7 protein-coding genes are annotated in these 10,769 nt (G+C 67.2%); 3 read left to right on the forward strand and 4 right to left on the reverse strand.

The genetic code is table 11. The features are described 5' to 3' along the window. Nucleotides 1-60: 60 nt before the first annotated feature. Nucleotides 61-594, forward strand: a complete 534-nt coding sequence (locus tag LRM18_RS16540) for a hypothetical protein (RefSeq protein WP_270955062.1) — start codon at nucleotides 61-63, stop codon at nucleotides 592-594. A gap of 87 nt (nucleotides 595-681) precedes the next feature. Here the strand turns inward: LRM18_RS16540 and LRM18_RS16545 are convergent, their stop codons facing one another. Beyond that, entirely contained in the window at nucleotides 682-1,275 is a 594-nt protein-coding gene (locus tag LRM18_RS16545) for an SMI1/KNR4 family protein (protein WP_064237816.1), read from the reverse strand. 134 nt (nucleotides 1,276-1,409) lie between these two features. Between LRM18_RS16545 and LRM18_RS16550 the strand changes: the two genes are divergently transcribed. Then, a complete protein-coding gene (locus LRM18_RS16550; protein ID WP_270955063.1) occupies nucleotides 1,410-2,201 on the forward strand; it encodes a dienelactone hydrolase family protein in 792 nt (263 codons plus the stop codon). Between the two features lie 155 nt (nucleotides 2,202-2,356). On the opposite strand, the gene LRM18_RS16555 is transcribed toward LRM18_RS16550, so the two are convergent. Then, complete coding sequence (locus LRM18_RS16555; protein WP_049467389.1) at nucleotides 2,357-3,355, reverse strand: polyprenyl synthetase family protein; 999 nt, start codon at nucleotides 3,353-3,355, stop codon at nucleotides 2,357-2,359. A gap of 214 nt (nucleotides 3,356-3,569) precedes the next feature. On the opposite strand from LRM18_RS16555, the gene LRM18_RS16560 reads away from it, so the two are divergent. Then, nucleotides 3,570-5,183: an alpha-glucosidase family protein gene (locus LRM18_RS16560; RefSeq protein WP_270955064.1), complete on the forward strand. Its 1,614-nt coding sequence runs from the start codon at nucleotides 3,570-3,572 to the stop codon at nucleotides 5,181-5,183. Between the two features lie 304 nt (nucleotides 5,184-5,487). Here LRM18_RS16560 and LRM18_RS16565 read toward each other — a convergent pair whose 3' ends face one another. Both LRM18_RS16565 and LRM18_RS16570 read right to left on the reverse strand, forming a co-directional pair. Further along, nucleotides 5,488-8,244 carry a TonB-dependent receptor gene (locus LRM18_RS16565; protein ID WP_057494194.1) on the reverse strand — a complete coding sequence of 919 codons (2,757 nt, stop codon included), beginning with the start codon at nucleotides 8,242-8,244 and terminating at the stop codon, nucleotides 5,488-5,490. 251 nt (nucleotides 8,245-8,495) lie between these two features. After that, a complete protein-coding gene (locus tag LRM18_RS16570) occupies nucleotides 8,496-10,547 on the reverse strand; it encodes a glycoside hydrolase family 97 protein (protein ID WP_270955101.1) in 2,052 nt (683 codons plus the stop codon). Nucleotides 10,548-10,769 lie beyond the last annotated feature (222 nt).

Genomic DNA, 10,769 nt, shown 5'->3' on the forward strand with positions numbered 1-10,769 from the left:
CCCATCCACGCACGGCGTGGATCTACCATGGGCCCTTCCAGGACGGATCGAGAAGCCCGCATGTGTACCTTCATCACCCTGTTCCTGCCCGCATTGTTCTCGCACGTTGAAGCCGCCGCGATCATGGAGCGCAGCGGACGGCGCCTGTTCGCGCAGGATTCGCCCAGCCTGCTGGCGGCCACCGGTCCCGGCTGGCAGCCCTGGCTGAGCGCGGGCCACTGCGATTGCGGTACGGCGCTGGCCTCGTCGCATGGCGAGCGGGAGTGGAACGGCGATGCCGAACGCTGGCGGAAGAAGGGCTGGAGCGCGGCGAAGATCGCCCGTGCGCTGGCCGAGCAGCGGGCACGACAGGAACGGGATCAGCAGGAACGTCGCGATGACGCCCTGGTCGACGCCGGCCAGTGGCTGCAGCGTGTCGACGCGCTGTTGCAGGCTGGGGCCGCGCGCATTGGCCTGCTGGTACGCGACTACGACGGTTCTGTGGGGGCCCGGCAGCCGAAGCCGCCGGAACGCCACTGGCCGCGCGCGCACCTGGCGGCGTCGGATCTGCTGGCATTCGAGCCGGGCACGTTGCACTGGATCGAACGCGGGTAGTGCCGGCCGCTGGCCGGCAACCCGCGGAGAAATTCATCCGCGCATGGCGTGGCTCCACTGTAGCGCCGAGCCCACGCTCGGCTGCCTTCATTCGTCTTCGTCGATGAACGCGTAATCGCCGTCAATCAGCTGCTGCAGGTAGGCGTCGAAGCTGGGCGCGATCACCGCGTAGCTGTCCGGATCGTGCAGGTAGCGCACCACCTGGCCGACCGTACCGCCCGGTGCGGGATCGAAATCCAGGTACAGCATCGAGGTGCCGCCATTGTTCATGCAGTGCGAGAAGCACAGCCGGCGGCTCATCGGCAGATCGGCGTCGATGCCCTTGCCGAGGATCTCCGGCTCGTCATCCAGCCATTCTTCATAGATGGAACGGATGCTGTCGTCCCACTGCCGCTGGTCCTCGAAGATCTGTGCGACCGAGCGCAGGTAGTACGGATAGCCGCCGTCCTCAACGTCAGAGCCGAGCATCAGCACGCAGACCTCGCCGCCGGGGTACTCGCGGAAGTGGGTGCCATCCACGCGCGACAGCAGTTCCACCAGGCTGTCCGGCACCTGCGGCCACTGCACACGCAGGCGCTGCAGGTCTTCGGCGCTGGCGCCCTGCACATGGGCCCACTGCGGGGCATCGTCGGCAGACAGGCGTGGGATCAGGCCAGACAGAAAGCGGTCAACAACGTTCATGCGGAAAAAAGGGGACGGAGGGGATTAAGTCGTATCCAACCACACCTGCGTCACGTCGCCAATGCAGAATGCGACGCGGGAGGGGCAAATGCGGCTTAATCCCCTCCGTCCCCTTTTTCTTGCGGAGCAGGCGCATGAATCGTTGGCGATGCGGTGTGGCGGTGGTCCTGGGGCTGGCGGCGATGCCGGCGTGGGCGGCAATGAAGACCCAGCCGGTGGAATGGAAACACCAGGGCACGACCTTCAGTGGCGTGCTGGTCTATGACGATGGCGGGCACGGGAAGCGTCCGGGGCTGGTGATGGTGCCGAACTGGAAGGGCGTGAACGAATCGGCGGTCGAGAAGGCCAAGCAGCTGGCCGGCGGCGACTACGTGGTGCTGGTGGCCGATGTCTACGGCAAGGGCGTGCGGCCGAAGACCGATGCCGAGGCCGGGCCGGTGGCGACCAAGCTGCGCAACGACCGGCCGCTGCTGCGCGCACGTGCGCTGGAAGCGGTGAACGTGCTCAAGGCCCAGGCCGGCAAGGTGCCACTGGATGCCAGCCGGATCGGTGCGGTGGGCTTCTGTTTCGGCGGTACCACCGTGCTTGAACTGGCTCGCGCCGGTGCGCCATTGGCCGGTGTGGTCAGCCTGCACGGCGGGCTGGGTTCGCCGCTGCCGGCGCAGGCCGGTGGTAGCCATCCGTCGGTGCTGGTGCTCAACGGCGCCGACGACAGGAGCGTGACCGCCGAGGACATCGCTGGTTTCCAGAAGGAAATGGATGCGGCCAAGGTCGATTGGGAGTTCACCAACTACAGCGGTGCGGTGCACTGCTTCGCCGAGCGCGATGCCAACAGCCCGCCGGGGTGCCAGTACAACGAGCGGGCGGCGAAGCGCGCGTGGAAGGCGCTGGATGAATTCTTCGAGGAACGTTTCGAGAAACGCTGATCGGTGCAGCGGTAGTGCCGGCCGCTGGCCGGCATTCCCGTGGCATCGGCAGCCTCAGGAGGTTGCCGGCCAGCGGCCGGCACTACAATGCGGTCGATGCGAGGGGTTGGCACCCACCGATGTTTCCGTGCCGACCAACGGTCGGCACGCCGCCATCAATGCGAGCGCTGCACCGCGTAACGTGCCAGGCCGCGCAGGGCCGCCACGGCATCGTTGTCGCCCAGGCCATCGAGCGCGCGCTCGGCGGCTTCGGCATATTCCTCGGCACGCGCGCGGCTGTACTCCAGGCCGCCGGTAGCACGGATCGCGGCCAGCACTTCCGGCATCGCCGAGGCGTCGCCGTCCTGCACGATGGTGCGCAGGCGTTCGCGGGTAGCGGCGTCGGAGTGGGCCATCGCGTGGATCAGCGGCAGCGTGGCCTTGCCCTCGGCCAAGTCGTCGCCCAGGTTCTTGCCCAGCTCCTCGGCGTTGGCCGAGTAGTCCAGCACGTCGTCGGCAATCTGGAACGCATAGCCCAGGTGCATGCCGTAGTCGAACAGGGCCTGCTGGGTCGCCTCATCCACGCCGCTGGCCAGCGCGCCCAGGCGGGTGCCGGCGGCGAACAGCACCGCGGTCTTGCGCTCGATCACGCGCAGGTAGGCGGCTTCGTCGGTATCCGGGTTGTGCACGTGCAGCAGCTGCAGCACTTCACCCTCGGCGATGCGGTTGGTGGCGTCGGCCAGGATCTGCATCACCGGCATGCGCTCCAGCTCGACCATCAACTGGAAGCTGCGCGAGTACAGGAAGTCGCCGACCAGCACGCTGGGCGCGTTGCCCCACAGCGCGTTGGCGGTGCTGCGGCCGCGGCGCAGGCTGGATTCGTCCACCACGTCGTCGTGCAGCAGGGTCGAGGTATGGATGAATTCGATGATCGCCGCCAGCTGGTGGTGCTCCGGCCCGGCCTGGCCGACCGCATGGCCGGCCAGCATCACCAGCATCGGGCGCAGGCGTTTGCCGCCGGCGGAAATGATGTGGTCGGCGATCTGGTTGATCAGCACGACGTCCGAAGACAGCCGGCGCCGGATCAGGGCGTCGACGGCGGCCATGTCGGCCGCGGCAAGCGACTGGATCTGGGGCAGGCCCAGGGCGGGACGGGTGTCTTCGGTGATGGTCATGCGATCAGGCTTTCAGGCTCACCACTGATTATAGGCGCTGGCCGTGAATTCGGGCGCAAACCGGCCCGCGCGGCAATTCCAGCCCGGCCTGCGCGGCCCTCCGCGTGAATACGTATGCAGGTTGCGCCATGCCTGGGAGCCCGCCGCTAAGCTTGCCGGATCAGGATTTCGGCCCGCTGCCGGCGGGTCCCGCATGCCCGGAGGGGGGCTGTCGATGTTGCACTATCCATGGTGGCGCGGAGCCGTCATCTACCAGATCTACCCGCGCAGTTACCTCGATGCCAACGGCGATGGCGTGGGCGATCTGCCCGGCATCATCCAGCGCCTGGACCACATTGCCGCGCTGGGCGTGGATGCGATCTGGATCTCGCCGTTCTTCAGGTCGCCGATGGCCGACTTCGGCTACGACATCGCCGATTACCGCGACGTTGATCCGCTGTTCGGCAGCCTGGACGACTTCGACCGCCTGTTGGCCAAGGCCCACGGCCTGGGCCTGAAGGTGATGATCGACCAGGTGCTGAGCCACACCTCGATCGAGCATGCCTGGTTCCGCGAGAGCCGCCAGGACCGCAGCAACCCGAAGGCCGACTGGTACGTCTGGGCCGACCCGCGCGAGGACGGCACGCCCCCCAACAACTGGCTGTCGCTGTTCGGCGGCTGCGCCTGGCAGTGGGAGCCGCGCCGCGAGCAGTACTACCTGCACAACTTCCTGGTCGACCAGCCGGACCTGAACTTCCATCACCCGGACGTGCAGCAGGCCACCCTGGACAACGTGCGCTTCTGGCTCGACCGCGGTGTGGATGGCTTCCGCCTGGATGCGATCAACTTCTGCTTCCATGACGCGCAGTTGCGCGACAACCCGGCCAAGCCTGCCGACAAGCGGGTGGGCCGCGGCTTCAGCCCGGACAACCCGTACGCCTACCAGTACCACTACTACAACAACACCCAGCCGGAGAACCTGCCGTTCCTGGAGCGCCTGCGCGCGCTGCTCGACCAGTATCCGGGGGCGGTCAGTCTGGGCGAGATCTCCTCGGAGGATTCACTGGCGACCACGGCCGAGTACACCCGCGATGGCCGCCTGCACATGGGCTACAGCTTCGAGCTGCTGGTGGACGACTACAGCGCCGCTTACATCCGCGATACGGTCTCGCGCCTGGAAGCGGCAATGACCGAAGGCTGGCCGTGCTGGGCGGTGTCCAACCACGATGTGGAGCGCGCGGTCAGCCGCTGGGGCGGCCACCCTGCCGACCCGCGCCTGGCGCGGATGCTGGTGGCGATGCTGTGCTCGCTGCGCGGTTCGGTCTGCCTGTACCAGGGCGAGGAGCTGGGCCTGGCCGAGGCCGAGGTGCCGTTCGAGGCCCTGCAGGATCCCTATGGCATCACCTTCTGGCCGAATTTCAAGGGCCGTGACGGCTGCCGTACCCCGCTGCCGTGGACCGATGCACCGCTGGCCGGCTTCACCACCGGCCAGCCCTGGCTGCCGATCCCGGCCGAACACCGGGCCGTGGCGGTGGCCGTGCAGGAGCGCGACCCGCATTCGGTGCTGGCGGCGTTCCGCGCGTTTCTGGCCTGGCGGCATACCCAGCCGGCCCTCCTGCACGGCAGCATCAGATTTCTTGAAAGCGCCGAGCCTGTGCTGCTGTTCGAGCGTATGCTTGCAGATGAAACCCTCCTGCTGGCCTTCAACCTGTCGGCCGAGGCGGTGAGCCATCCGCTGCCGCCAGGCGACTGGCAGCAGGTGGCGGTGCCGGGCCCGGATGCGGGCACGGTGCAGGGCAATGAACTCCAGCTGCCGCCACGCGCGGTGTATTGCGCCCGACGCAGCTGACCGTTTTCTCCGGTGGCGGTACTTGCGGGGACGGGGCCGAAGTGCCCCGTCCCTTTTTTGTGGGTGGGGTTCCGGCGAAAGGCATCCACGCAAAAGAAAACCCGCTGCCTGCGCAGCGGGTTTCCGGTCCTGCTCCCTTTGTGTTGCCGGCCAGCGGCCGGCGCTACCGTGCCCGGGGTGCCGGCCAGCGGCCGGCGCTACCGTGTCCGTGTTGCCGGCCAGCGGCCGGCGCTACCGTGTCCATGTTGCCGGCCAGCGGCCGGCACTACCGGGTCCGGGGTGCCGGGCAGGGCCCGGCGCTACCTCAGAACTTGTAGTTCACGCCCAGCATGTAGGTGCGGCCCCACTCGATGTACTCCAGCGGGCGGTCCTTGCTGCCGGCGTAGGTGCGGTACGGCTCGTTGGTCAGGTTGCTGCCCTGCAGCAGCAGGGTGAGACCGCGCAGGGTGCTGCTGTCGCTGAAGGTGTAGCTGATCTGCGCGTCGGTCACGTTCTCGCCGACCACGTAGCGCAGGCTGCGGTTGCCGTTGAAGTTGCCGATCTCGCCAATGAAGTCCGAACGGCGGCGCTGGCTGACGCGTGCTTCAAAGCCACTGCGCTCGTAGTAGGCGGTGAAGTTGTACACGCGCTTGGACAGCCCCGGCAGGCTGATCGGATCGCTGCCGACGCTGGACGCGCTTTCCGGGTCCAGGATGGTGATGTCGCTCTTGTTGAAGGTCGCGCTGGCCTGCAGGCCGAAGCCACGCAGGTTGTCGGTCAGCATGTCCAGCGGGAACGATGCGGTCAGCTCCAGGCCCTTCAGCGTGCCGCCCTTGCCGTTCTGCGGCGCGGAGAAGGTGCCGGTGGTCAGCACCGGCACGGTCATGCCCGGCGGCGGTACGTAGCTGCCCAGCAGGGCGGTGAAGTCGTAGTTGTCGACCGACTGCGTGTAGACGTAGCTCTTCAGGTCCTTGTAGAAGATCGCGGCGGCGACGTAGGCCTTCTCGCCGAAGTACTTCTCGTAGGACAGGTCCAGTGCGGTGGCGCGCCACGGATCCAGCAACGGGTTGCCGCCACTGCCGCCGGGGCGGCCGGTGGCGGTATCCACGCCGAACTCCAGGCCGGCACGCATCTGGTCCACGCGCGGCCGCGCAACCTGCTTGGCGGCGGCGAAACGCAGGGTCTGCTGGTGCGGGAACATGAAGGCCAGGTTCAGGCTCGGCAGCCAGTCATTGTAGGTGCGGCCGTTCGAGTACGGCTGTACGTTGTTGCCGGCCGACTGCGAGCTGTCCCAGTAGCGCGAATCCGAGCTCTGGTCGGTGTGCTGCATCTGCACGCCGATGTTGCCGCGCACGCCGACTTCGCCGATGTCGGTGTTGATGTTCAGGCGCGCCCAGGCGGTGGTGATCTTCTCCTGCACCGTCCACGACTTGGGAATCAGGTAGTCCAGGTTGTCGACCGGGTTGAAGGTCATGTAGCGGCCGACCGCGGCCGGCACGTTCCAGGCCGGGATGGTGCCGAGGCCGGCGAAGCCGAGGTTGACCGGGCGGTACTGCAGGTCCGAGGCGATGTTGGCATCGCCCTGCGCACCGAGCAGGATGTTGCCTTCGGACTGGGTCTTCACCTTGCGGCGGTCGGCGTAGTTCACGCCGATGTCGATGTCCGGCGCCCAGGAGGCGATGGCATCGGGCAGGGCGATGGTGGCGGCCAGCTTGCCGCCCTTCAGGCGGTCTTCCACCTGCGGCACCTTGCCATAGCCGGAACCGTAGATGGTGTTGGTCAGGAACAACGCATCGGGATTGGAGTAGTTCAGGCCCGGGCGGATCTGCGAGAAGCCGTCCTGGCGGATCGTCACGCCGATCGTGTCCAGCTGCGGCATCGGGGTCAGCTGCAGGTTGTTCTCCAGGTTCAGCTCATCGCGCGTGGCCTTGGAGTAGTTCAGGTCGGCGACCAGCTTGACGCCACCGAAGTTGAACTCGTTGTTCCAGCCGAACGCATCGATCTTGTCCTTGCGCTTGTTGTACATGCCACGCACCAGCGGATACACGCCGCTGGCGGTGCCGCCGGTGAACGAGCCGTTGGCGTTGATCTGCGGGTTGCTGATCAGCAGGCCCGGCGTATAGCCACCGTTGTAGTTGCTCAGGTTGAGCTCGAACTGGTTGGCGGTGTCGATCTGCTCGGCTTCGGTGTGGAACGCATCGAAGGTGCTGGTCCAGCTGTTGTTCGGGCGGAACTGGATGGTGGCCATCACGCCGTCACGCTTGTTGTTGCCGGTGCGGCGCAGCGCCTTGATGCCGTCGGAGAAGTAGGTGCCGGCACCCACGCCCGGACGGTCGCCCTTGTCGGTGTGCTCGGTGGTCCACGGCTCGTACAGGCCGACCTGGTTCTCCTGGATCGGCATGTCGCTGTGCGCGTAACCGATGGCGATGCCCAGCGTCTTGTCCAGGAACTGGTCGATGTAGCTGGCGCTGAAGCGGTTGCCGTACGGATCGGTGTTGGCGGCGCGGCCCAGCGAGCTCTTCTGGTAGCGGCCACTGACCGCGATCACGCGCTCGCCGAAGCTGAGCGGGCGCGCCGTCTGCATGTCGATGGTGCCCGACAGGCCTTGGCCGACCAGCGCGGCATCCGGGGTCTTGTACACGGTCACGCCGTTGACCAGTTCGGACGGGTACTGGTCGAACTCGACGCCGCGGTTGTCGCCGGTGCTGACCACTTCGCGGCCATTGAGCAGGGTGGTGGCGAAGTCCGGCGACAGGCCGCGCACGCTGATCACCTGCGCACGTCCGGCGACGCGCTGTGCGGCCAGGCCGGGCAGGCGCGAGATGGACTCGGCGATGCTGACGTCGGGCAGCTTGCCGATGTCTTCGGCGGAGATCGCCTCGACCACCGAGGTGGCGTCCTGCTTGACCGCGATCGCGCTCTCGATGCCGCGGCGGATGCCGGTGACCTGCACCGTATCGAGGTTGGTGGCGGCGGTGCCGGCCGGCGTGGTGGTGTTCTGCGTGGACTGTGCCGACGCCAGTGTCGGCGCCAGGACAACGGCCAGCGCGATGCTCAGCGCGCTGCGCTTGTGGTTCAACATTTTCCCCTCCCAGGCAATGTTGCAGATCGATTTGTGAGCGTTCCGGCGGGGCCGTGAACGTGCGACGCGGTGGCCGCTGTCGTCGCCGCTATGGTAGGCAGCGCATTCTTCGCGGGAATCACCCTGCATACGTATTCAATGGCGTCTGCAGGGATGTAATCGCTTTCAGGTGCTGCTTGCGGTAGTGCCGGCCGCCGGCCGGCAATCGCACTCACCGGGTTGTCAGCCGGCGGCCGGCACTACCCGGGCGTTCAAAGCGGTGTGAAGCGAATGGCCTGCCCGCCACCCGGTGCCAGTACCACCGTCAGCAGGTCGGCGCTGGTCACCTCGCGGGTTTCGCGGGTGAATGCGAATGGATTGCTGCGGAAATCCGCGCCCTCGCCATCGCGGTAGATCTCGGCGCGATAGCGCACGCCCGGCTCCAGGAAGCCCAGCGAGACCGGCAGCACGCGGCCGTGTTCATCCGTGATGCTGCCGAGGAACCAGTCGCGGCTGTTGCGGTCGCGGCGCACGATCGTCACGTAGTCGCCCACTTCGCCATCGAGCACGCGGCTCTGCTCCCAGTCCACCGCCACGTCCTCGATGAAACGGAACGCCTCGCGGTGCTGCAGGTAGTGTTCGGGCAGGTCGGCGGCCATCTGGATCGGGCTGTACAGCACCACGTACAGCGCCAGCTGCCGCGCCAGCGTGCTGGGGATGGCCTGGCCGTGGCGGCCCTTCAGGCTGAGGATGCCGGGGGTGTAGTCCATCGGCCCGGCCAGCATGCGGGTGAACACCAGGTTGACCTCGTGCTCGGGCGGGTTCGGTGGCTGGCCCCAGGCGTTGTACTCCATGCCGCGCGCGCCTTCGCGCGAGATCCAGTTCGGGTAGGTGCGGCGCAGGCCGGTGTCCTTGATCGGTTCATGCGGGTTCACCGACAGGTGCCGGCGCGCGGCCTCCTGCACCACCTTCAGATGGTGGCGTGCCATGAACTGCCCGTCGTGCCACTCGCGCCACAGCGGTCCCCCTGCCGGATTGCGACGATCGACCTGGCCGTCGTCGCACACATAGCCGGTCTTGAACTGGTCCACGCCCAGCCGTGCATACAGGTCCAGCGCGGCACCCAGCTGGTCTTCGTAGTGCTCGATGGCGCAGCCGGTTTCATGATGGCCGATCAGGTGCACGCCCTTCTTCAGGCCATACGCCGACAGCGCTTCAATGTCGAAATCAGGCGTGGCGCGGGTGAAATCGAAGTCGTAGCCATTGCCCACCCACATGCCATCCCAGCCCGGGTTCCAGCCTTCCACCAGCACGCCGCGGAAGCCGTGCGCGGCCGCGAAGTCGATCACCTTCTTCGTCTTGGCGGTGGTGGCCGCGTGCTTCGGCCCGGTCGCCCAGCTCTCGTTGTCCAGGTGCATCGACCACCACACGCCCAGGTACTTGGCCGGCTTCACCCAGCTCACATCACCCAGCGCATTGGGTTCGTTGAGATTGAGGATCAGGTCCGATTCGACCAGGCCGCCGGCGCGGTCGGCGATCTGCAGCGTGCGCCAGGGCGTGGCGAAGGGCAGGGTGCGGCGTACCTTCCAGCCTTCGGCCGAGGGCGAAAGCTGCGCGCGCAGGCGTTGTCCCTCGGTCCGGCGCAGCCACATGCCGGCATAGTCCACCAGCGCCGCTTCGTGGATCGCCACGTGCAGGCCGTCGCGGCTGCGCAGGGTCATCGGCGTATGCACCAGCGGCACTTCGCGCAGCGGCGTGCGCTGGTACAGGTATTCGTAGTGGATCGGCTCGCCGGCGGGAATCCACCAGGCGGTTGATTCGGGCGCGATGGCGAACTCGGTCAGTTCGTCATCGATGATGGCCTCGCGCAGGTTCGGTTGTTCAGGGAACACATAGCGGAAGCCAAGGCCATCATCGTAGACGCGGAACACCACATCCAGCCGTCGCTTGCCGCCGGTGGTTTCGGCGAGCTGTACGGTCAGCTCGTTGAAGTGGTTGCGGGTGAGCCGGCGTTCGCCCCATGGCTGTTCCCAGGTGTCATCGACGCTGCGCCGCTGCTGGCCCAGCAGGGCGAAATCGCGGTCCAGGCGGCCGTCGCGCAAGGCAAAGCCGAGCTTCGAATCCTCCACCACGGTGTCGCCCAGGCGCTCGACACGGTAGCGGGCGGTGCCGCCATCCAGCAGCAGACTGACCTTCAATACCTTTCCCGGCGATTCGACGCTGGCCACCTGCGGCGTGGCCTGTGCCAGCGTGGCCCACCCGATCAGGGCCAGGCCGAGCATGTGCGCGAACACCGCGCGTACAGCAGTGGATGACATCGGCAGTTCCCCTCCCAAGGCGCCGTTGGCAGACCCGGACCATAAGCCAGCGCGGCGGGCGCGCCACCGCGCGATGCCATGAATACGTATGCAACTGGACGCAGCTGACAGCCCCGCGTCTACCATGGGGCCAGGGCACCTTGAGGGAGGGGCCGCGCCCGCCCGCCGGCAACGACGGTGCGGACCTACAACGCGTGCAGAGAGGGAGGGAGGCCGACGGGCGCAAGC

The organism is Stenotrophomonas sp. PI_27 (assembly GCF_027854495.1).
GTDB lineage: Bacteria > Pseudomonadota > Gammaproteobacteria > Xanthomonadales > Xanthomonadaceae > Stenotrophomonas > Stenotrophomonas pavanii.

Coding starts and splice junctions, on each gene's coding strand:
- LRM18_RS16540 (WP_270955062.1), top strand. CDS start 61: ATGTGTACCTTCATCACCCTGTTCCTGCCCGCATTGTTCTCGCACGTT.
- LRM18_RS16545 (WP_064237816.1), bottom strand. CDS start 1,275: ATGAACGTTGTTGACCGCTTTCTGTCTGGCCTGATCCCACGCCTGTCT.
- LRM18_RS16550 (WP_270955063.1), top strand. CDS start 1,410: ATGAATCGTTGGCGATGCGGTGTGGCGGTGGTCCTGGGGCTGGCGGCG.
- LRM18_RS16555 (WP_049467389.1), bottom strand. CDS start 3,355: ATGACCATCACCGAAGACACCCGTCCCGCCCTGGGCCTGCCCCAGATC.
- LRM18_RS16560 (WP_270955064.1), top strand. CDS start 3,570: ATGTTGCACTATCCATGGTGGCGCGGAGCCGTCATCTACCAGATCTAC.
- LRM18_RS16565 (WP_057494194.1), bottom strand. CDS start 8,244: ATGTTGAACCACAAGCGCAGCGCGCTGAGCATCGCGCTGGCCGTTGTC.